Below are 22,160 nucleotides of genomic sequence, written 5' to 3' on the forward strand. Positions count from 1 at the left end.
TTGACCGATGCCGAGTAGGAGATTTACCACCTATCCTTCTGTGAACTTGAGATGAAGCAATTGGTCACAAATGCGAGCACAAGATATCAATCTAAGGATGAAGCAAGAAGGGGTATTGAGACATGACTGCACGTGGCAAGATGAATGCCGCCAATATCGTCCGTGCCATTAACTCCGGCAGCACCATACGAGTGCTCCTGACGTGGCAGAGCGCGGAGACCCTCAGGACAGCCGGCGTCAACCGTGAGCCGGGTCTTATGGCTGCCAACCGAAAGACTGGCGTGTTGACGCTGGCCGTCCAGGAGGTCGAGACCCGGGCGATAGTCACCACCGGCCGGCGAGCCGAGCGACAGTACCGCCTCCGCACTAGCCAGGGCTGGACCCTTTGGTCTTCCCCTGTCCAGACCTTCATCCTCGCCCCCGAAGATGCAGCCGGGATCAAGCGGGCGCATAGCGAGGCGTTGATCGAGGACGCGCGCATCAATGTGCAGGACGAGCTGGCCGCCTTCGAGCGGGGTGAGTTGAAGGAAGGTCAGGCCGCCGAACTACCGGCCACTGAAATCCCGAACGACCCACCGCACCATGAGGTGATCAACGGCTCGGGGGTCGACGCGCAGGATTCCCGGCCCCCCCACAAGTTGCGCCAGGACCGGAGGGCGTGACCCATCCGCCTGTGGTCCGGCTGGGACGGCGAGGGCTCACGACCCACCACAGGCACTCACCGAAGACAAGCAGAGAGGTAGCACATGACTCAGGCCACCAATGGGATGCTCGCCAAGATCCGTAAACTGCTGCCCTTGCCGAAGACCCGGCAGCCACGGCAGCCGAGGCCGAAGCGTCCACCGCCAAGGCAGCCGGGCTGATCGCCAAGTACGGCGTCGACCGGGCCATGCTCGCCGCGACCAATCCGACCACTGACGTGATCGGCGACACGGTGGTGGTGATCGATGGTGCGTATGCCCTGGACAAGCAGCGGCTACTGGGTGCCATCGCCATCGAGCTGGGCTGCAAGGCTGTTTACCAGACCCGCTATCCGGACGGTAAGCGCCAGTATCGGGTGCACTTGTTCGGCTACGGCTCTGACCTGGAGCGGGTGGACATGCTGTTCACCAGCCTCTTAGTGCAGGCGACGCATGGCTTGGCCGGCGCTGAGGTGCCGCTGGGGGAGAATGCCACCGCCTACCGCAAGGCGTGGCTGACCGGATTTACGGAGGCCATAGCGTCCCGGCTGCATCAGGAGACCGAGCGCGCTAAGCAGCGGGCCGAGGAGCAGGTGATCACCGGGGCCTCCGTCGCCCTGGTGCTCGCTGACCGGTTGAGCCAGGTCGAGGCCGCCAAGAAGCGGCAGTACGGCAAGCTGCGCCTCGCCAAGCAGCGGACGCTGACCGGGCAGGGCATCGCCGACGGGGCCGAGGCCGGCAATCGGGCCGAGCTGGGTGGTCCGCGAGTTGATGATGGCGGTGGCCGGCGGATGCTGGCCTGACACAGGGTTGTGGTGGCTTTGGTCCACCCTCACCCCCGACCCTGATGTGAAATTGTGAGCAGAGGAGATAGGTGTGGCTTTGTGGCTTTACAGGATCGACCTGTCCGACTTCTTCCATAAGCCGTGGAGCTTCGAGAGGAAGCGCGACCTGATCGTGGATCGCTTACGGGGCAGCGAGTGGGTCAAGGCACACGGTGAGGACTCCCTGCTGGTGGTCGCCATCAACGAGATGGCGCACGCCACCGAGGTCGAGGATTTTGACGACTGGTGGGACGAGGTCTACGACCTGGCCGACCGCGACCTGGTGTGGATCAATACCTGAGAGGATGCGGCGTGAGCAAGGATCTCGTGCAGACCAAGTACTACACCTTTGCCCAGAACAACACGGGCGACCGGTTCGGCGAGGCTGCTCCTACTTGAATGTGAAACTGTGATCAGATAGGGTTGTGAAACTGAGAGCGAAATGTAGAGCACAGTGAGAGGGGCGTGCAGTGGAGACCGACACCCTTGTCGTCGCCATCACGGGCATCGACGACCTGGTGGCCCTCCCCGTGGGGGTGGCGATTCAGGACCGCGATGGGGATGTGTTTACCAAGATCGACATCGACACCTATGCATCGGCTATCTACACCTTTCCGGCTAACTACTTGCTCGACTACCTGCCGGCCATCGTGCTGTGTGAGCCGATTGAGTTCGAAGCGGGTGACGTTGTACGCATCACCAAGGATGGGCTGGACGTCATCTACATCCGCAGCGGTGATCTTGCGGAGGTTGCCGAAGTCGACGATGCTCACATCTGGGTGAGGTTCGAGGACTTCTTGCATCTGCCATTCAAGCGCGAGGAGGTGGAACTGGTCCGCCGGAGCATCGAGAGCGCCCGCAAGGGTAGTGACCAGATCGTTGACCAGATCGTCTCTGTGTTTCGCGGTCTGCTCGACGAGATTCCGACTGCTGCCAAGGGCCGCGGCCAACCTGCCGAGACTGCCGAGCCGGTTCTGATCACCTCGGTCGCGGAGCTGAATGCCCTGCCCAACGGCAGTGTGGTCACCGCGACCGTCGCTACCGCCTCGCCGACGCGCTACAAGAGCGGGGGGCGCTGGAGGGTCATGGGCTCGGGCGGCACCTATGACTACACCACCTCCCGCCTGGCCGAAGCCGCCAGGCTGCGCCTGGTGTACAAGCCGGCCGCCTGACTGTAACTAGTTGTGAACTTGTGAGCTGGGCTGGTCATGTCTGGCCGGCTTAGCTCGCACTCGGGGGGATGTATGCGGATCACACCACGACGGGATGAAGTTCAGGCGATCGTCGCGATCTTGGAGAGCGACGAATACGACAGCGCAGAGGTCATGGCCAGGGCCTTGATCAAGGAAGTTTCCGAGCTGTTGAACATGCGCGACTGGGTGGCCCTGACGCATCGATTTGGAGGACAGCGCCGGCTCGGCATCAACTGGGGCCCATTCGCCTCCGACAACGAGGCCGGCAAGTACGCCGCCAAGATCGGCATAAACGGCAAGTTCTCGACAGTCAAGCTTTACAGCCCCGGGCTACTCCTGGCTAACGCTACCGCCGCGAAGCGCCCGACCAAGGACTTCTGCACCAATCCCGTATGCATGCATGCCTCCGCGGTTCATAGCGCCGTCGGCACCGGCCGCGGCAAGTGCGTTCTGGAGTTGTGCCCCTGCACCAAATACAGCAAGTGAGGTGAATTTGATGAGCAACAGGACAATTGTTCCGCATATCTGGTGCGGGGACTGCAACAAGCGAGGATTCAGCAGCCGCAGCCTGGCCCGTAAGGCGCTTGGCCGGGTGCGGGCCAAGCGCAACCGGCTTGCCGACAAGCATGGAACCCGACGCGGAGTGGTCCGGGAAAACCGGGCCTACATCTGTCCCGGTGGCCTTTGGCATTTGACGGGGATGAGTCGTCGGCTGGTGAGGCGATGAGGTGCACCGTTTGCATCCAGCACGGTCTAGCGGTCGGCGAGATTCGGGCCTACGTCGGCCGACTTGCCCGCAGAGCGGCGAAATCTGGCCTACCCACCGACATCGCCCGAGTTCGGTCGTTCCGGGCCGAGCTTGACCGACAGCGCAAGTTCCAGCAGGACCACGAGCGGGAGCACGAGGAGATGGCGTGAGCGAGAGATTGCAGGAGACCTTGAGCGCCCTTAGGCGGGTCGAGTGTCTTGCGACGCAAGCCGTCTACGAGGAGCACGAACGCGGTGGAGAGGCCAGAGCCGTGGTCCTGGAGATCGGTCGCCTGGTCGGGGTTCCGCTCGGCGGCGCGACCTGGGGCGTGGCCGACATGCAGCGTGTCATCAAGGCAGTGCGCGAACTGCGGGATGAAGCGATACGGCTCCACTTGGATCTGGAGGTAGCGACGGGTGGCGTAGTCAAGTGAACAACACCCCATCGACGACCACCCCAAAGCAGCCCACGCGCGTGGCGGCTCGTTCGGCCCGTCACCTTACCGTCGATGACGTATGCGTCGACCTCGGAATTACGCGGTCGACCTTCTACGACTGGCGAACAAAGCGGAAAGGGCCACGCGCCCGCAAGTTGCCGAATGGTGAGGTGCGAATTGAGCGCTGCGACTATGAAGCCTGGCTTGAATCACTCTATGAGGAGGTCGCTTGAATATCAGCTATGACGTGAGTATTTGGTCAACTCAGACCTATGAGGGGAAAAGGGGTAAAACCTATCGTGTTTGCTGGCGGGTAGCCGATCGGCGGCATAAGGCGGTATTCAAGACGAAGGCTCTTGCGGACGGACTGCGGTCAGAACTGGTCACCGCGACCCGCAAGGGTGAGGCTTTTGACATCGAGTCGGGCCGCCCTCTTTCGATGCGTCCAAACACTGCCGTGAGTTCGTGGTACGACCTGGCCTGTGCATTTGCCGATATGAAGTGGCCGAACGTGGCGGCCACAACCCGCCGCACTCACGCGGAAGCGCTGACGGCGCTTACCGTGCTCATGCTGTCCAGTGCGAGAGGCCGCCCGGACGGTAAGTTGCTGCGCTATGCCCTAGGACGCTGGGCGTTCAACACCGCGCGCCGGGAGGACATGCCCGAAGAGGTCCGGGCCGTCCTTGATTGGGTGAAGCGGAACACTCGTGACGTAGCGAGCCTCAGCCGTCCCGAGGTCCTGCGGCCGGTACTGGATGGCCTGACTGTGCGGCTTGACGGGTCACCGGCCGCAGCGAGTGTCACCAGTCGCCGTCGGAAGATATTCAACACCACGATCGAGTACGCGGTTGAGAGGCGTTTGTTACCGGCAAACCCACTGCCGCAGTTGAAGTGGAAACCACCGAAAACCGTAACCACTGTTGACCGACGGTCCGTAGCTAACCCGGTTCAAGCGCGCACTCTCCTGGAGGGGGTTAGGGAGCAGGGCCGCATCGGTCCACGCATGGTTGCCTTTTATGCCTGCCTCTACTTCGCCGCAATGAGACCGGAGGAAGCTGTGCGTCTCGCCAAGCCGAATCTCAGCCTGCCTGACGAGGGGTGGGGGGAGTTCTTTCTCGACGGCGCTGAACCGCACGCGGGTAAAGAGTGGACCGACAGCGGCAGGAACCGCGACCGGCGACAGCTCAAGCAGCGTGCACGGGGCGAGTCCCGTACGGTTCCATGTCCGCCCGAACTGACCGCGATCATCAACGCGCACGTTGGCCAGTTCGGGTTCGGGCCCAACGGCCGGCTGTTCGTTGGAGAGCGCAACAAGGAGGAGTTGCCCAAGGGGACGATCAACCGGGTGTGGCGGTGGGCGCGAGCAGCCGTGTTCACGCCCGAGGTGCGTGCCTCGCCACTGGCACGAACCCCGTATGACTTGCGACATGCTGCCGTGTCGACCTGGCTCAACGGGGGAGTGCCTCCGACAGATGTAGCTGAGTGGGCAGGGCAGTCGGTAGAGGTGCTGCTCCGGATCTACGCGAAGTGCCTAGACGGTGGTGACGTAGCTCTCAGGCGGCGGATCGAGCGGGCGCTGGGCCACGACTGATCGACGCCAAACTTGGGTACGAATGTGGTACAGGCACCCGCCAAGAGCCGCTGACGGCCGGACATGGCCGGACACGCGACAAAGCCCCCTGACGTAATTTTGCCTGTTCAGAGGGCTTTCGCGCTGGTCAACTATGGTGCCCCCGGCAGGATTCGAACCTGCGCTCCCGCCTCCGGAGGGCGGTGCTCTATCCCCTGAGCTACGGGGGCTCAGCGACCGGAGAAGAGTAGCAAACCCTTCCCGCGATCACCGAATCGGTACGCACGGATGCGCTCCAACCGCCCGCATCCGGCCGGGCCGGTGGTCACGCGGCGACGGCGCGACCGCAGCTGGGCAGCGGGTGTAGCGCGATGCGGCGGGGTAGCCGGCGTGGCCACTCATTGCGGGGCCACGAGCCGTCCACGATCAGGTGGACGGTGCGTTGCTCCGCTCCGCTGAGTCGGAGTACGAAGTCGCGGGGGAGCGGGGGGTCCACCGACGGCGTAGTGATCATGAATTGGACCCGCCCCCGAGACGAGACCGCGGAGATGATGTCCGCCGCCGGCATCGTGCCGCGGAGCCGGATCCGGCCGATCCAGTGCACGTCGGCTAGGTGCTCCTGAGCGGCCCGGACGATCGCCGGGTACTCGGTGCGTACCCAGCGCTCCACCGCGCCGACGCAGAGCCCGCAGGCGCGCTCGCGTGGCTCCCGGGGGCCGAGTCCCCATGCCCGCAGGTATGCCCCGACGACGCCGGGGTCGAGCGGCAACCCGAACCGGTTCTGAATGATGGTGTGCAGACCCTGTCGCGTCCAGAGCCCCTCGTCCAAGCCGAACGCGTCGGGGTAGCTGCCCCGCAAGGTGTCGATCAGCTCGAGTTCCTGTTCGCGGCTGAGCGCTCCTGGCTCGCTCTGCCGCACTCCGCGACGGACGGCCGCCACCGCCCCGTCACCGCCGATTGTGTGGCGCCGGCACCAGCTGGTGACCGAACGCCGTGCGTCTCTCAGTGCAACACCCACGTCTTACGCAACGAGCCCGAATCACAACTGGTCACGATATGTGCGGAGAAAGTTCTCTTTGAGATGTATTCGCCCGTAGAGGGAGTAACTTCACGAATCGGACCTAACGGTTCAACTGGGCGACCCGATCCCGCTGCCGACCGTTGGGCGTGGGAGCGGACGCGGTGGGCCCACGGCCGCCGAACACGCCTCTGACCATGACAAACGACCCGCACCACCACCCGGTGGTGGTGCGGGTCGCGGGACGGCCCAACCGCCTGATCAGCCCTTGATGCGCTCGAGTGCGTTGCGCAGGTTGGTCAGATCTGTCTGCTGGGTGTTCTTCATCGTCTGCGCGGTCTGGACCACGTCCTTCTCGTCGCTCTGGTCGAGCAGCGCATCAACCATGTGGATGCCACCGATGTGGTGCGTGATCATGAGCTCGAGGAAGAGGACATCCAACTCCGTGCCCCGGGCCTCCCGGAGCTGGGTCATCTGCTCCGCAGTTGCCATCCCTGGCATCAGCCCGTCGCGGATCATCTCGGTGCCGTCCGGCAGCCACGCCATCCGGGGCTCCGAGCCGGTCGGGTCCAGCTCCCATGACCGCAGCCAAGCCTGCATGATGCCGATGTCACCCTGCTGGCCGAGGGCGATGTCGTTACCGATCGTCTGGACCTCCCGGTCCGTGCCGTGCTTGAAGGCGATCAACCCCATCTCCACCGCCTGGGCGTGGTGGGTGGTCATGTCCCGAGCGAAGCCCGCCTCGGCGGAGGTATCCCCCGGTCGATTGAGGTCGGGGGTGAGTAGGCCGCCCGCATAGCCGAGCAGGAGGCCGATCACGATGGCGATCGCCACCACCGCCGTGCCGAACTGGGCAGCGGGGCGACGGGCGCTGTCGGCGCGCGGAGCCCCGTCGGGCTTTTCGTCGAGGGTCGTGAGGGCGGACATCCCGGCTCCTTGGCTACTGCGGCATCTGCGGGCCGAGCTCCCGCGGCGTGGTGCCGGTGGCGGTGACGCCCTGGGCGCAGAGGGCGGTGGGGCCCTCGATGGAGGCATTGACCCTCAGCGTCTTGATGAAATCGTCGATCCGGCCGTCATCGGCGTTGTCGACCTTGAGCTGGTATCCCCAGGCCTGGAGGGAGATCGGCTGGTCCAGCCCTTCGTGCGGGCTGAGGAAGAGCTTCTCGTTACCGCGTACCCGCTCGGCCAGCTTCTCGACCTGGCCGGCGTCGAGGTCGGGCTGGTAAGTGATCCACACCGCGCCGTGCTCCAGGCTGTGCACGGCGTGCTCGTTGGCGATCGGAGCGTCGTAGATGTCGCCCATGCAGTTCTGCCAGGCGTCGTTGTGCGGGCCGGCGACCGGCGGCAGGACGGAGTACTCGATCGAGCCCTGCTGGTGGTTGCCGCCGGCGACCAGCGCCGGGTCCTGCTCGCGGAAGTTGACGATGTCGGCGATGTCGTTCGCCCGCTCGTCCCACGGCTTGGAGCCCTGGAATGCCGCCCAGCCGCCGTAGCCGACGATCGCGACAGCGAGCACGCCGACGGCGACGAAGAGGGCGATCGGCCCCCAGTTGCGCTGCTGGCTCACCTTGACCGGAGTGATCGGCTTGCGTGGCTTCTTGCCGCCGCGCTGGCTGCCCGCTGGCTTGCCGGACCCCGGTCTGCCCCCCGCTGGCTTGCCGGATCCGGGTTTGCCACTGGCCGGCCTGCCCCCGGCTGACTTCTTCGTGGTGCTGGCAACGGTCGGGTGGCGCTCCGGGCCGCCCGGGGTGCTGATGCTCATCGTGCCTCGTCAGGTCGGTCGGTCGGGGATCTGGCGGGCCGGGGTCACATGCTGGGTCGCCGCCGCGGGCTCTGAGTCTACCCCCGATAGCATGGTTCGGTGACTCCCGCAGAACTCGCCGAGGTCGTCCTCACCGCAGCCCACGCCGTCTTCACCGAGCGGGGCCTGGACCGCTCCACGCTTCCGGAGCAGACCGTGGTGGAGCGACCCCGCAACGTCGAGCACGGGGATTACGCCTCGACGCTGGCCCTGCAGCTCAGCAAGAAGGTGGGGGTCCCGCCGCGGGAGCTCGCCGCCGCGCTGGCCGAGCAGCTCGGCCGGGCCGTGGGGGTCAAGTCGGTGGAGGTCGCCGGCCCGGGCTTTCTGAACATCCGCCTCAACGCGGCCGCCGCGGGCCAGCTGGCCCAGGTGATCGTGGAGACCGGCGCGGAGTACGGCCGCAGCGGCCGGCTCGCCGGTCAGTCGATCAACCTCGAGTTCGTGTCGGCGAATCCGACCGGTCCGGTGCACATCGGCGGCGTCCGGTGGGCGGCGGTCGGTGACGCGTTGAGCCGGTTGCTGCGCGCCACCGGGGCTGCCGTCGCCACCGAGTACTACTTCAACGACGCCGGTTCGCAGATCGACCGGTTCGCGCGCTCCCTGCTGGCCGCCGCGAAGGGGGAGCCGGCGCCGGAGGACGGGTACGCCGGCGCGTACCTCGCGGAGATCGCGCAGCAGGTCCAGTCCCGGCGGCCGGACGTGCTGGCGCTTGAAGACGCCGCAGCCCAGGAGGTGTTCCGGGTCGAGGGCGTCGAGTTGATGTTCGCTGAGATCAAGTCGTCGCTGCGTGACTTCGGCGTGGAGTTCGACACCTACTTCAACGAGAAGGACCTGCACGACCGGGGCGAATTGGAGCTCGCCCTGGAGCGGCTCCGGCAGCAGGGCCACATCTTCGAAGCCGACGGCGCCACCTGGCTGCGCACCACCGACTTCGGCGACGACAAGGACCGGGTGCTGCGCAAGTCCGACGGCGAGTGGACGTACTTCGCCGCGGACTGCGCCTACTACCTGGACAAGCGGGAGCGCGGCTTCGAGCGGGTCGTGCTGATGCTCGGCGCGGACCACCACGGCTACCTGGGGCGGATGAAGGCGATGGTCGCCTGCTTCGGCGACGACCCGAGCCGCAACCTGGAGATCCTTATCGGGCAGCTGGTCAACCTGGTCCGGGACGGGGCCCCGGTGCGGATGAGTAAGCGGGCCGGCACCGTGGTGAGCCTGGAGGACCTGGTCGACGCGGTCGGTGTGGACGCCGCCCGGTACGCGTTGGCGCGCTACTCCACCGACTCCCCGATCGACATCGACATCGAGCTGTGGACCCGGGCCAGCCGCGACAACCCGGTCTACTACGTGCAGTACGTGGCGGCGCGTACGGCGAATGTGGGTCGTAATGCCGCGGAGGTCGGGCTGGCCCGGGGCGGCGCGGCGGACTTCCACCCCGAGCTGCTCGACCATGACAAGGAAAACGAGCTGTTGAAGGCGCTGGCCGAGTTCCCCGCCGTGGTGGCCACCGCCGCCGAGCTACGGGAGCCGCACCGGATCGCCCGGTACCTGGAGGACCTGGCCGGGGCGTACCACCGCTTCTATGACAACTGCCGGGTGCTGCCCCGGGGCGACGAGGAGATCACCGACCTGCACCGCGCCCGGCTCTGGCTCAACGACGCCACCCGCGTGGTCATCGCCAACGGCCTGCGGCTGCTCGGCGTCACGGCCCCAGAGCGGATGTGACATGCGAGCGCGAGGAGTGAGCTTGCGAGCCCCGCAGTCGGGAAGCGGAGACAGATAGTGCGAGCGCGAGGAGTGAGCTTGCGAGCCCCGCAGTCGGGAAGCGGAGACGGATAGATGCGTGCACACGAGGCCGGTGCCCTGCACGGGGAGATCGGCAGTCAGGGTACGGCGTGGCTGCGTGCCCCACGGGACGTGAACGCCCTGCTGCCCGGGCTGTGGCCGCGCACCGTCAGCCGGGCGGCGGACGGCGCGCTCGCCGTCGCGGGCCGCTCGGTGCGGGAACTCGCGGCCGAGTTCGGCACCGCGGTGTACCTCTTGGACGAGGAGGACCTGCGGAGCCGCTGTCGGGATTTCCGTGCCGCTTTCCCGACCGAGGATGTCTACTACGCCGGTAAGGCGTTCCTTTGCCGGGCGGTCGCCCGAATGGTCGCCGAGGAGGGCCTGCACCTGGACGTGTGCAGCGGCGGCGAGTTGGCTACCGCGCTGGCGGCCGGGATGCCGGCGGAGCGGATCGGCTTCCACGGCAACAACAAGTCGACCGCCGAGCTGAGCCGGGCGTTGGAGGTCGGGGTGGGGCGGATCATCGTCGACTCCGCCCACGAGATCGACCGGCTCACCGCCCTGGCCCGCGCGCGGGGCGTCCGCCCGCGGGTGCTGGTCCGGGTCACCGTCGGCGTGGAGGCGCATACCCACGAGTTCATCGCCACCGCGCACGAGGACCAGAAGTTCGGCTTCTCGCTGGCGGACGGCGCGGCGATCGCCGCCGCGCTGCGCATCCTCGACGAGAATGTGCTGGAATTGCGCGGTCTGCACTCGCACATCGGGTCGCAGATCTTCGATGCGAGCGGGTTCGAGGTCTCCGCCCGCCGGGTGCTGGCGCTCCAGGCGCAGATTCGCGACGCGCGGGGGGTGCAGCTACCGGAGCTGGACCTGGGTGGCGGTTTCGGGATCGCGTACACCTCGCAGGACGACCCGGCCACGCCGGCCGACCTGGCGAAGCGGCTACGCAAAATCGTTGACGGGGAGTGTGCCGCCGAGCGGCTGGCGGTGCCGCACCTGTCGATCGAGCCGGGCCGGGCGATCGTCGGCCCGGCCATGTTCACGCTCTACGAGGTGGGCACGGTCAAGTCGGTGCCGGTCGGAACCGGTGGCGACGCGACGGATGGGCGTCGTTGTTATGTGAGTGTTGACGGCGGCATGAGCGACAACATCCGAACCGCGCTCTACGACGCGTCATACTCGGCGACCCTGGCGTCCCGAGCGAGCGTTGCCGAGCCGGTGCTTGCCCGCGTTGTGGGAAAGCACTGTGAGTCCGGGGACATCGTGGTGAAGGATGAATTCCTGCCCGCCGACGTGCAGCCTGGAGATCTTGTCGCCGTGCCCGGCACGGGTGCGTACTGCCGAAGCATGGCCAGTAACTACAACCACGTGCCGCGCCCCCCGGTGGTCGCGGTGCGCGACGGCCGGGCTCGCCTGATCGTCCGCCGGGAGACCGAAGAGGACCTGCTCGCTTTGGATGTGGGATGACATCACCTGTGCGCGTGGCGCTGCTCGGCTGTGGCACGGTCGGCAGCGAGGTGGTTCGGCTGCTGCACTCGCAGTCCGCCGATCTCGCCGCCCGGATCGGTGCCCCGCTGGAGATCGCCGGCATCGCCGTCCGGCGGATCGGCCGGGACCGGGGGGAGCTGCCGGTCGATCCGGCCGTCTTCACCGCTGACCCGTTCGACCTGGTCAAGCGGGACGACATCGACGTGGTGGTCGAGTGCGTCGGCGGCATCGAACCGGCGCGGAGTTGGCTGGTGGAGGCGCTGCGGGCGGGTAAGAGCGTGGTAACCGCGAACAAGGCGCTGCTCGCCGAGGACGGCGGGACGCTGCACGACGCGGCGGCGCGGGGTGGGGGCGACCTCTACTACGAGGCGGCCGTGGCCGGCGCGATTCCCCTGCTGCGCCCGCTGCGGGAGTCGTTGCACGGGGACCGGGTCACCCAGGTGACCGGCATCGTCAACGGCACCACCAACTTCATCCTCTCCGCCATGGACACCACCGGCGCCGGCTTCGCCGAGGCGTTGGCCGAGGCGACTGATCTGGGGTACGCCGAGGCTGACCCGACGGCCGACGTGGAGGGTTTCGACGCTGCGGCCAAGGCGGCGATCCTCGCCTCACTGGCGTTCCACACCCGGGTTGGTGCGGCGGATGTGCACCGGGAGGGCATCACCGAGGTCACCGCCGCCGATGTCGCCAGTGCGAAGGCGATGGGCTGCACCATCAAGCTGCTCTGCATCGCGGCCCGGGGCACCGCCGCGGATGGCCGGGAGACCGTCAGCGTACGGGTGCATCCGGCGATGATTCCGCTCACCCATCCCCTCGCCGGCGTGGGTGACGCCTTCAACGCGGTGTTCGTGGAGGCCGAGGCGGCGGGGCAGCTGATGTTCTATGGGCCGGGTGCGGGTGGGGCGCCGACCGCCAGCGCGGTGCTCGGTGACGTGGTGGCGGTCTCCCGTAACCGGCTCGCCGGGGTCCGGGCGGCCAGTGAGTCGGCCTACGCCGACCTGCCGGTGCGGCCGATGGGGGAGGCGCTCACCCGCTACCACATCAGCCTCGACGTGACCGACCGCCCCGGGGTGTTGGCGGCGGTGGCGGGCGTGTTCGCGGAGCACGGTGTGTCGATCGCAACGGTTCGGCAGGGCGCTGCGGGTAGCGGCGTGGCCGGCCGGGACGAGGACGCCGACCTGGTCATCGTCACCCATGTCGCGCCGGACGCCGCACTCGCCGCGACGGTCCAGGCGTTGCGTGGGCTGGACGCGGTCCGGTCGGTGGCCAGCGTGCTGCGGGTCGAGGGGAGCGCATAGCTCAGTCCCGGTGGAGGCCGGGAGAGGCGGAGGAGACAACATGTGGCGGGGTCTTATCGACGCGTACCGAGAGCGGCTGCCGGTCACGGCAACCACCCCGGTCGTCACCCTGCACGAGGGGAACACCCCACTGCTGCCGGCGCCGGTGCTGTCGGCGCGGACCGGGTGCGAGGTCTATCTGAAGGTCGAGGGCGCCAACCCGACGGGCTCCTTCAAGGACCGGGGAATGACCGTCGCGGTCTCCAAGGCGGTCGAGGCCGACAACAAGGTGATCATCTGTGCCTCGACCGGTAACACCAGTGCCTCGGCCGCGGCCTACGCGGCGCGAGCTGGCCTGACCTGCGCGGTGCTGGTGCCACAGGGAAAGATCGCGCTGGGCAAGCTCGCCCAGGCGTTGGTGCACGGTGCCCGACTGCTCCAGGTCAGTGGCAACTTCGACGACTGCCTGTCGTTGGCCGCCAAGCTCGCTCAGGACTATCCGGTCGCGCTGGTGAACTCGGTGAACATCGACCGGCTACACGGCCAGAAGACCGCCGCGTTCGAGATCGTCGAGGCGCTCGGCGCGGCACCGGACATTCACTGCATGCCGGTCGGCAACGCGGGGAACATCTCCGCCTACTGGCTCGGCTACTCGGAGGAAGAGGCCGCCGGAAATATCACCCGGACCCCGAAGCTGTACGGTTTCCAGGCCGCTGGTGCGGCGCCGATCGTCACCGGCCAGGCGGTGCGCGAACCGGCCACGATCGCCACCGCGATCCGGATCGGCAATCCGGCGAGCTGGTCGAAAGCACTGGATGCCCGGGATGCCTCGGGCGGTCTGATCGCCGCGGTCACCGACCGGGAGATCCTGACCGCGTACCGGCTGCTCGCTCGCGATGTCGGGGTCTTCGTCGAGCTGGGCAGCGCCGCGAGTGTCGCCGGACTGCTCCAGCAGGCCGCCGCGGGTACGGTGCCGCCGGGTTCCACGGTTGTCTGCACGGTCACCGGTCATGGCCTGAAAGACCCGGAGTGGGCGATCTCGACCGCCCCCGCGCCGGTGACCATCGCCAATGACCCGCTGGCCGCGGCCCGTTCGCTCGATCTGGCCTGAGGGCCGGGACGGGATTCGTTCGCGGCGCCGACGACGGCTCGCGGGCGTTGACGGGTGAACTCGCGGGCGGCAGCCATTGAACCCCGCCGCACCGGTGCCGAACCAGTACGGGACACTCGACTCACCCGCACCCAATTCCCGCATCAGGAGTGAGCCCAGCCGATGTCGCTGCTCGCCAGATTCAGTCTCGCCAATCGAGGGCTGATTGCCCTTGTCGCGGTGGTCACCACGGTGTTCGGAGCGTTCGCCGTGCCGTCGCTGAAGCAGCAACTCCTACCGTCGCTGGAGTTCCCGGCCGCCTTCATCGTGGCGGCCCATCCAGGCGCCGGTCCGGAGGCTGTCGAGTCGCAGGTAACCGTGCCGATCGAGAACAGTCTGCAGGGCGTCACCGGGCTGGAGAAGATCACCTCGACCTCGCGCGAGGGGTCGGCGACCATCCAGGTTGAGTACGAGTTCGGTACCGATGTGGACGATGCGGTCAACCAGTTGCAGAGCGCGGTCAACCGGGTCGCCGGGCTACCGGACGGGGTTGACCCGCAGGTCATCGCCGGCGGCACGGATGACCTGCCGGCGGTGGTGCTCGCTGCCTCCGGCGGGGCCGACCAGCGGGCGCTCGGCGAACGGCTGCGCGGTACGGTCCTGCCGGAACTGGCTGCGATCGAGGGTGTCCGTGCGGTCGACCTGACGGGCACCCGCGACGAGGTGGTGGTGATTACCTCGAATGTGGCGAAGCTCACGAAGGCCGGGATTCGGCCCGACGCCTTCGCCAGGGCACTGCAGGCCAACGGCGTCGCTGTCCCGGCCGGCGCGGTTGTCGACGGCCAACGGACGCTCCCGGTGCAGGTCGGCACCCCGCTGGGCACCCTGGACGAGCTGCGCGACGTCATCCTCACCGTGGCGCCGGCCGACCCGGTTCGCCTCGGCGACGTGGCGACGGTCGAGGAGCGGCTCACGCCGGTCACCGCGATCACGCGTACCAACGGCCAGGACAGTCTGGGTATCGCCGTGACCGCGACGCCGGACGGGAACGCGGTGGAGATCTCCCAGGAGATCCGGGACCGACTCGCGGAGCTGCGTACCGCCTCCGGCGCCGAGCTGACCGTCGTCTTCGACCAGGCCCCATTCGTCGAAAAGTCGATCAAGGGTCTCGCCACCAAGGGGCTGATCGGCCTCGTGATGGCCGCCCTGGTGATCCTGGTCTTCCTGCTCTCGGTGCGCTCCACCGTCGTTACCGCGGTCTCCATCCCGTTGTCGGTGCTGGTCGCACTGATTGCGCTCTGGATCGGCGACTACTCGCTCAACCTGCTCACCCTCGGCGCGCTGACCATCGCCGTCGGCCGCGTCGTCGACGACTCGATCGTGGTGCTGGAGAACATCAAACGGCATCTTGAGTACGGCGAGTCCAAGCAGGAGGCCATCCGTACCGCGGTCCGTGAGGTGGCCGGTGCGGTGACCGCCTCCACCCTCACCACGGTCGCCGTCTTCGCCCCGATCGCGCTGGTCGGTGGATTCATTGGGCAGCTCTTCACGCCGTTCGCGATCACCGTCACGGTGGCGCTGCTCGCGTCACTGCTGGTGTCACTGACCCTCATTCCGGTGCTGGCGTACTGGTTCCTCCAGCCGGCCGCTCAGACGGCGGGCGAGGCGGCGGTGCGCCGGGCCGCGGAGGAGAAGGAGTTGCGTAGCCCGCTGCAGCGCGCGTACCTGCCGGTCATCGGCTTCGCCACCCGGGAACGGTCGACCCGGTGGATCACCCTCGGCCTCGGCGTTCTGGTCCTCTTCGGCACGTTCGGCCTCTCCCGCCAGCTGGAGACGAACTTCCTCGACGACTCCGGCCAGGACACGATGACCATCACCCAGGAACTGCCGGCGGGCACCGGGCTGGCGGGAACGGACGCGGCGGCCCGACAGGTGGAGGAGGTGCTGGCCGAGACCGAGGGCATCGAGACCTACCAGGTCACGGCCGGCGCGGGGGGTAACCCGTGGGCTGGTGCCGGTGGCAACAATGTGGCGTCCTGGTCGCTGACCCTCACCGATACCGACGCCGAGCAGATGCGTGCTGTCCTGCGCGAGAGGTTCGACGGGTTCGGTGCCGAGGCGGGTGAGTTCCGGTTCGGGGCCGGGCAGGGTGGAGCCGCCGCGAATCAGCTCGAGGTGGTCGTGCAGGCTACCGATCCGGCGATCCGGAGCCAGGCCATCGACGAGGCGTTGGCGGCGATGACGGGGCTGCCCGGCGTCGAGGATGTGACCACCAGCGTGGCGACCCAGGTCGGGCAGATCGAGGTCAAGGTTGATCGGGCGAAGGCCGCGGCGGCCGGGCTCACCGAGGCGGGTGTCGGGCAGCTCGTCGCGCAGGCATTCCGGGGCGCCCCGCTGGGGCAGCTGACGATCGAGGGCCAGCAGCGGAACGTGGTCCTGCAAACCGCCCCACCGCCGGTGTCGCCCGAGCAGTTGCGGGCGTTGCCGGTCGGCGCGGTCCCGCTGGGCGCCATCGCTGAGGTCGGTGAGGTTCTCGGCCCCCAGCAGATCACCCGGATCGACGGTGAGCGCAGCGTCTCGGTGACCGGCACGGCCACCGGCTCCGACCTCGGCGCGACCAGCCAGGAGTTGCAGGAGCGGCTGGATGCGATCGACGTCCCCGGGGCCACCTTCGTCATCGGCGGCGTCAGCGCGGACCAGGAGGAGGCCTTCGCGGATCTGGGGCTGGCGGTGCTCGCCGCGATCGCGATCGTATTCCTGATCATGGTTGTGACGTTCCGTAGCCTGACTCAGGCGCTGATCCTGCTGGTCTCCGTGCCGTTCGCGGCGACCGGCGCGATCGGGCTGCTGCTGGCTACCGGCACCCCGCTGGGGGTGCCGGCGTTGATCGGTGTTCTCATGCTGGTCGGCATCGTGGTGACCAACGCGATCGTCCTGCTCGATCTGGTCAACCAGTACCGGGCGCAGGGCCTGGGGATCCGGGAGGCGGTTGTCGAGGGCGGTCGGCGGCGGCTGCGCCCGATTCTGATGACCGCGGTCGCGACCATCTTCGCGCTGCTGCCGATGGCCCTCGGCCTGACCGGCGAGGGCGGCTTCATCTCGGAGCCCCTGGCGATCGTGGTGATCGGCGGTCTGCTCAGCTCGACCTTGCTCACCCTGGTGCTGGTTCCGACCCTGTACGTCATGGTGGAGAACGCCAAGGAGTCGATCCGGGACTGGCGGGCGGGTCTGCGGGGGCCGCGGGCCGGGGCGGACGCATCGGGCGGCACGCCCGCCGCAGCTGAGCCGGCGGCCACCGGGCCCGGTGCGGCCTCCCCAGCGGTCAGCGGTCCCGGCGTAGCGGAGTCGGCGGGTCCGGGTGGTGACGCCGACACCGCCGGAGAGGTGTCCGACCAACCGACGCCCTCACCAGCGCTGGTTGAGGGAACTGACCAGTTTGAGGTGCTGCGACTGCCCAGAAGCCGTACCTCGCCGCTTCCGCCGGCGGAGTAGTTCCCCCGGCTCGCGGACGCCCTCGACGGCTGGCCGAGGGCGTCCGCGCCGTTTCCGGACCCTGCGGTCCGCACGATGACCAAGCGCGGCACCGCGGTGGATAGGGTTCGGTGATGCCGTCCGTCCTCTCGGTTCTGCGTCGTAACCGGAACTTCCGCAAACTGCTCTTGGCCGAGCTGATGGTCTTCGGTGTGGACTGGTTCGTCATGGTTCCGTTGCTGGTGCTCCTGCCGGCGTTGACCGGCAGCGGCGTGTGGGGTGCGCTGCTGCTGGCCATGGACACCGGCGTCGTGGCGCTGCTGCTGCCGTACACCGGGGCGGTGGCGGACCGGTTCGACCGCCGTCGGATCATGATCGGAGCCAACCTCGCCGCGCTGCTCGGCGTCCTGCTGCTCCTCGGGGTACGCGATGCCGGCACCGCCTGGCTGGCGTTGGTGGGGATCGGGGTGGTGGCGGTAGCCAAGGCGTTCTACTCGCCGGCCGCGCAGGCCGCCCTGCCGAACGTGTTGGACCGGGACGAGTTGGCTGCGGGTAACGCGGTTGCGGGTTCGGCGTGGGGCACGATGACGATTGTCGGGGCGTCGCTGGGTGGTGTGCTGAGCAGCGCCACCGGACCGTACGTCGCCTTCTGGGCGGCTGCCGGCGGTCTGGTCCTGGCGGCGATCCTGGCCGTGCTGATCCGCCGGCCGTTGCAGGCGCCCCGAGAGCAGGATCGGCCGGCACAGCAGACCTGGGCGGCTGTCCGGGAGGCGCTTGGTTACATCGGCCACCGGCCCCGGGTGCTGGCGTTGGTCACGGTGAAGTCGGCAGTCGGTCTTGGTAATGGTGTATTGACGGTTTTCCCCTTGCTGGCAGCGACCTATGCGGCTGGCCCGATCGGTGTCGGTCTGCTCTTCGCGGTCCGTGGGGCGGGAGCTCTGGTCGGTCCGATCCTGATGCGACGGGTCCTGGCAAACCGGGCCTGGCTGCTGCCGGGCCTGGCGCTGTCCATGTCGCTGTACGGGCTGGCCTATCTGGGCACCTCGGCGGTGAACTGGTTCCCGCTGGTGCTCGTGTTGGTCTTTGTGGCGCACTTCGCTGGGGGCAGTAACTGGGTCATGTCCAACTACGCCCTCCAGGGTGAGGTCCCGGACCGGTTACGCGGGCGGGTTTTCGCCACCGACATGATGCTGGCGACTCTCGCCATCTCGGTGAGCCAGCTGGTGGTGGCGTCGGTGATTGACGTGGTGGACGAACGGGTGGTGCTGGCCGGTGGCGGTCTGGTCACCCTGGTCTATGCGATCGGCTGGCGGGTGGCGACCCGCCAGCTCTCGCTGACCGAGCCGGTTGCCGAGCCGGAGTCGGCTCCGCGCTGACCGGCCACGGCCCCCCATTATCGCCCCGACAGGCGGGCCGGGGGCGGTGGTTCGGAACATCGGTGTGCGGTCCTAGCATGAGTGCGTGTCGACCAACTTCTTGCCCGGCCCGGTCCGGGTGCGAGTCGCTGCCACCAGCGCCAATCTGGGGCCGGGTTTCGACGCCGTCGGGCTTGCCCTCGGACTCTATGACGATGTCTGTGCCGAGGTTACCGCCGGCGGCGTCACGGTGCGGGTGCTCGGCGAGGGCGCCAGTGAACTGCCCAGCGACGAGCGGCACCTCGTGGTGGGCGCGATGCGGGCCACCTTTGCCGAGTGTGGCGGCCAGCCGGCGGGGCTGGCGGTGGAGTGCGTCAACCGGATCCCCCAGGCGCGTGGCCTCGGCTCGTCCTCGGCGGCGATCGTAGCCGGGGTGTTGCTGGCCCGGGCCTTGGTGCCCGACGGGCAGCAGCGGCTGGACGATGCGGCCGTGCTCCGTCTCGCGGCCCGGCTCGAAGGCCATCCGGACAATGTGGCGCCCTGCCTGCTGGGCGGGTTCACCGTCGCTTGGACCGAGCCGGAGGGTGCTCGGGCGGTGTCGCTTCCGACCGCCGTCGGGGTCCGGCCGACGGTGTTCGTGCCGACGGAGCGAGGGCTCACCGCCGCCGCGCGGGCCGCCCTGCCGGCCACGGTGCCGCACCAGGATGCGGCGCAGAACGCGGGCCGGGCCGCCCTGCTGGTCCATGCGCTCAGCGTCGCGCCGGAGCTGCTGCTACCGGCCACGGTTGACCGGTTGCACCAGGACTATCGGGCCGAGAGCATGCCGGCGACGGCCGCGTTGGTCGCCGAACTTCGCGCGGCGGATGTGCCAGCGGTGGTCTCCGGGGCCGGACCGACCGTGCTGGCGCTGCGCGATCCCCCCGCCGACCTGGTAACGGGGCCAGACTGGCAGGTTTGGTCGTTGCCGGTAGAGGTGCGCGGCGCCCGGGTTGGGCAAGGTAGACTGGGACACGCGGAGCGGGATCCTGTTGCCGCAGGTCGGAAGAGTTGATTACGCTCTAGACTTAGCACAGCCGCGAAGCACGCGATCTTCCTGCGGGTCGGCGCACCCCCGAAGCTATCGGCGGTCTGCCCGTCACCCCTGCTTAGACACGCCGCACCGCAGTGCGCATCGGTCGCGGCAGACGGCGAGCCCGTCCTCATCACCTCGGTGAGTCGGGAAGGCTACCGGCTGCTGTGCCACCATCTCCCGCGACGCGTCCATGCGAGGCGGGTGCACCGAGGCCGCCCGGCCACCTGTTTGTCGATTCCGGGCAGCCCCGGCCTATCGAGGGAAGGATTCCATTGAGCGACACCACCGACGTGACGTCGGATGTTTCCAACGTCGCTGGCGATGCCACGACCGCTGCTCCCACCCGTCGTCGGCGTAGCGGCACAGGTCTGTCGGCGATGCTGCTGCCGGAGCTTCAGAGCCTGGCCGCGTCGCTCGGCATCTCGGGCACGGCTCGCATGCGCAAGGGTGAGCTGATCAGCGCGATCACCGAGCGCCAGAGTGGCGGGGCAGCCACCGGAACCCCTCGACCGCGGGCCGAGGTTGCGGCTGCTGCGGCCCCCGCCCGGGGGGAGGTCCACGCGGAGGTACGGGAGTCGGGCGAGCGGCCGGAGGCCGAGTCGCGTCCCGCCGAGTCGTCAACAACCACGCCGACCACCGGCCGCGCCCGTGGCCGACGTGGCCGGGCGGCCAGTGAGGCCGGTGAGGCCCGCGCTGAGACGCGACCGGAGGGGACCGAGGCCGGCGAACGCCGGGAGCGCGGTGAGGGCCGCGGTGGCCGGGAGCGTGCTGAGCGGGGCGAGCGTGCTGAGCGGGGCGAGCGTGCTGAGCGGGGCGAGCGTGCCGAGCGGGGCGAGCGTGCCGAGCGGGGCGAGCGTGCCGAGCGGGGCGAGCGTGCCGAGCGGGGCGAGCGTGCTGAGCGGAGCGAGCGTGCCGACCGTGGTGACCGCGCGGAGCGAGGCGACCGGAACGACCGGGGTCAGCGTGACAACGACGGCGAGGAGGAGAACGAGGGCGGCGGCCGGCGTGGTCGGCGCAGCCGCTTCCGGGACCGTCGGCGCGGCCGTGGCGACCGGGACGGCGATGGCGGCCGGGAGCCCCAGGTTAGCGAGGACGACGTGCTGGTCCCGGTGGCCGGCATCATCGATGTGCTCGACAACTACGCTTTCGTCCGGACTACCGGTTATCTGGCCGGGCCGAATGACGTTTATGTCTCTATGTCCCAGATCAAGCGGTACGGTCTGCGGCGCGGTGACGCGATTACCGGCGCCGTTCGCGCGACGCGGGAGGGCGAGCAGCGGCGGGACAAGTACAACCCACTGGTCCGGCTGGACACCATCAACGGGATGGAACCGGAGGAGGCGAAGCGCCGGCCGGAGTTCTACCGACTCACCCCGCTGTACCCGCAGGAGCGGCTGCGGTTGGAGAGCGAGCCGCACATCCTCACCACGCGGGTGATCGACCTGGTGATGCCGATCGGCAAGGGTCAACGGGCACTCATCGTTTCGCCGCCCAAGGCCGGTAAGACGATGGTGTTGCAGGCGATCGCGAACGCGATCACCCACAACAACCCGGAGTGCCACCTGATGGTGGTTCTGGTGGACGAGCGTCCGGAAGAGGTCACCGACATGCAGCGGTCGGTGAAGGGCGAGGTCGTCGCGGCAACCTTCGACCGTCCGCCGCAGGACCACACGACCGTCGCCGAGCTGGCGATCGAGCGGGCGAAGCGGCTGGTCGAGCTGGGCCACGACGTGGTCGTGCTGCTGGACTCGGTGACGCGGCTCGGTCGGTCGTACAACCTGGCGGCGCCGGCCAGCGGCCGGATCATGTCGGGTGGTATCGACTCCACCGCGTTGTATCCGCCCAAGCGGTTCCTGGGTGCGGCCCGCAATATCGAAAACGGCGGTTCGCTGACCATCCTCGCCACCGCGCTGGTGGAGACCGGTTCGACGGCGGACACGGTCATCTTCGAGGAGTTCAAGGGCACCGGCAACGCGGAGTTGAAGCTGGACCGGAAGATCGCCGACAAGCGGACCTTCCCGGCCATCGACATCCACCCGTCCGGCACGCGTAAGGAGGAGATCCTGCTCGCGCCGGAGGAGCTGGCCATCGTCCACAAGCTCCGGAAGGTGCTGCACGCGCTGGACTCGCAGGCCGCGCTGGATCTGTTGCTGGACCGGCTCAAGCAGTCGCGGACCAACATCGAGTTCCTGATGCAGATCGCGAAGTCGACGCCCGGGGAGTGAGCCCCGGTCGGCCCGGGGTACGGCCGAGTGGGTCGTGCCCCGGCGCCGGTCAACAGTGGCGACGTCGCGGCGGATCGTCCGCACGCCCGGAGCGGACCCGTCCGGGCGAATGCTCGGCGGCGGA

20 protein-coding genes and 1 tRNA gene are annotated in these 22,160 nt (G+C 68.3%); 17 read left to right on the forward strand and 4 right to left on the reverse strand.

Annotated elements, in window-relative coordinates; all coding sequences use genetic code 11:
• The first annotated feature begins 122 nt into the window (after positions 1–122).
• The 9 genes from B118_RS0101815 (at position 123) to B118_RS0101850 (ending at position 5,472) form a co-directional block, all read left to right on the forward strand.
• Entirely contained in the window at positions 123–662 is a 540-nt protein-coding gene (locus B118_RS0101815; RefSeq protein WP_026323040.1) for a hypothetical protein, read from the forward strand.
• A 227-nt stretch (positions 663–889) separates the two neighbouring features.
• A complete protein-coding gene (locus B118_RS27830) occupies positions 890–1,483 on the forward strand; it encodes a DUF7168 domain-containing protein (RefSeq protein ID WP_238323848.1) in 594 nt (197 codons plus the stop codon).
• Between the two features lie 73 nt (positions 1,484–1,556).
• A complete protein-coding gene (locus B118_RS0101825; RefSeq protein ID WP_018728497.1) occupies positions 1,557–1,805 on the forward strand; it encodes a hypothetical protein in 249 nt (82 codons plus the stop codon).
• A 169-nt stretch (positions 1,806–1,974) separates the two neighbouring features.
• Positions 1,975–2,676, forward strand: a complete 702-nt coding sequence (locus tag B118_RS0101830; RefSeq protein WP_028192303.1) for a hypothetical protein — start codon at positions 1,975–1,977, stop codon at positions 2,674–2,676.
• A 72-nt stretch (positions 2,677–2,748) separates the two neighbouring features.
• Positions 2,749–3,183 (forward strand): hypothetical protein, encoded by a 435-nt coding sequence (locus B118_RS0101835; protein WP_028192304.1) that lies wholly within the window; start codon positions 2,749–2,751, stop codon positions 3,181–3,183.
• Between the two features lie 237 nt (positions 3,184–3,420).
• Positions 3,421–3,615: a hypothetical protein gene (locus B118_RS0101840; RefSeq protein ID WP_018728494.1), complete on the forward strand. Its 195-nt coding sequence runs from the start codon at positions 3,421–3,423 to the stop codon at positions 3,613–3,615.
• Positions 3,612–3,878 (forward strand): hypothetical protein, encoded by a 267-nt coding sequence (locus B118_RS0101845; protein WP_028192305.1) that lies wholly within the window; start codon positions 3,612–3,614, stop codon positions 3,876–3,878. The genes B118_RS0101840 and B118_RS0101845 overlap by 4 nt, the downstream gene beginning before the upstream one ends.
• Positions 3,879–3,919: 41 nt before the next feature.
• The gene (locus B118_RS33555; RefSeq protein WP_080644912.1) at positions 3,920–4,114 is read left to right on the forward strand and encodes a helix-turn-helix domain-containing protein; all 195 of its coding nucleotides are present in this window, start codon (positions 3,920–3,922) and stop codon (positions 4,112–4,114) included.
• Entirely contained in the window at positions 4,111–5,472 is a 1,362-nt protein-coding gene (locus B118_RS0101850; protein WP_026323039.1) for a tyrosine-type recombinase/integrase, read from the forward strand. Before B118_RS33555 ends, B118_RS0101850 begins: the two co-directional genes overlap by 4 nt.
• A 134-nt stretch (positions 5,473–5,606) precedes the next feature.
• Here B118_RS0101850 and B118_RS0101855 read toward each other — a convergent pair.
• The 4 genes from B118_RS0101855 to B118_RS0101870 all read right to left on the reverse strand — a co-directional run bounded on the left by B118_RS0101855 (position 5,607) and on the right by B118_RS0101870 (position 8,231).
• Positions 5,607–5,681, reverse strand: a tRNA-Arg gene (locus B118_RS0101855).
• A 95-nt stretch (positions 5,682–5,776) separates the two neighbouring features.
• Positions 5,777–6,469 carry a winged helix-turn-helix domain-containing protein gene (locus tag B118_RS0101860; protein WP_033660344.1) on the reverse strand — a complete coding sequence of 231 codons (693 nt, stop codon included), beginning with the start codon at positions 6,467–6,469 and terminating at the stop codon, positions 5,777–5,779.
• Positions 6,470–6,730: 261 nt separating this feature from the next.
• Entirely contained in the window at positions 6,731–7,396 is a 666-nt protein-coding gene (locus tag B118_RS0101865) for a DUF305 domain-containing protein (protein ID WP_018222829.1), read from the reverse strand.
• Between the two features lie 13 nt (positions 7,397–7,409).
• A complete protein-coding gene (locus tag B118_RS0101870; protein ID WP_026185728.1) occupies positions 7,410–8,231 on the reverse strand; it encodes a DUF3105 domain-containing protein in 822 nt (273 codons plus the stop codon).
• Between the two features lie 99 nt (positions 8,232–8,330).
• Here B118_RS0101870 and argS point away from each other — a divergent pair, with 99 nt between their 5' ends.
• From argS to rho, 8 genes are all read left to right on the forward strand, one after another.
• On the forward strand, positions 8,331–9,995 hold the full coding sequence (gene argS, locus B118_RS0101875) for an arginine--tRNA ligase (protein WP_018222832.1): 1,665 nt from the start codon (positions 8,331–8,333) through the stop codon (positions 9,993–9,995).
• Positions 9,996–10,109: 114 nt separating this feature from the next.
• Positions 10,110–11,522, forward strand: a complete 1,413-nt coding sequence (gene lysA, locus B118_RS0101880) for a diaminopimelate decarboxylase (protein WP_018222833.1) — start codon at positions 10,110–10,112, stop codon at positions 11,520–11,522.
• Between the two features lie 8 nt (positions 11,523–11,530).
• Positions 11,531–12,844 carry a homoserine dehydrogenase gene (locus B118_RS0101885; RefSeq protein WP_018222834.1) on the forward strand — a complete coding sequence of 438 codons (1,314 nt, stop codon included), beginning with the start codon at positions 11,531–11,533 and terminating at the stop codon, positions 12,842–12,844.
• A gap of 40 nt (positions 12,845–12,884) precedes the next feature.
• The gene (thrC, locus tag B118_RS0101890) at positions 12,885–13,934 is read left to right on the forward strand and encodes a threonine synthase (protein ID WP_018222835.1); all 1,050 of its coding nucleotides are present in this window, start codon (positions 12,885–12,887) and stop codon (positions 13,932–13,934) included.
• A gap of 162 nt (positions 13,935–14,096) precedes the next feature.
• Entirely contained in the window at positions 14,097–17,405 is a 3,309-nt protein-coding gene (locus B118_RS0101895; RefSeq protein WP_018222836.1) for an efflux RND transporter permease subunit, read from the forward strand.
• Between the two features lie 113 nt (positions 17,406–17,518).
• The gene (locus B118_RS0101900; protein ID WP_018809995.1) at positions 17,519–18,760 is read left to right on the forward strand and encodes an MFS transporter; all 1,242 of its coding nucleotides are present in this window, start codon (positions 17,519–17,521) and stop codon (positions 18,758–18,760) included.
• Between the two features lie 85 nt (positions 18,761–18,845).
• Positions 18,846–19,790 carry a homoserine kinase gene (gene thrB / locus B118_RS0101905; RefSeq protein WP_018809994.1) on the forward strand — a complete coding sequence of 315 codons (945 nt, stop codon included), beginning with the start codon at positions 18,846–18,848 and terminating at the stop codon, positions 19,788–19,790.
• 293 nt (positions 19,791–20,083) lie between these two features.
• Positions 20,084–22,036 (forward strand): transcription termination factor Rho, encoded by a 1,953-nt coding sequence (rho, locus tag B118_RS0101910; RefSeq protein WP_080678005.1) that lies wholly within the window; start codon positions 20,084–20,086, stop codon positions 22,034–22,036.
• The last annotated feature ends 124 nt before the right edge of the window (positions 22,037–22,160 follow it).

Source organism: Salinispora pacifica CNR114 (genome assembly GCF_000514775.1).
GTDB classification, from domain to species: domain Bacteria; phylum Actinomycetota; class Actinomycetes; order Mycobacteriales; family Micromonosporaceae; genus Micromonospora; species Micromonospora pacifica.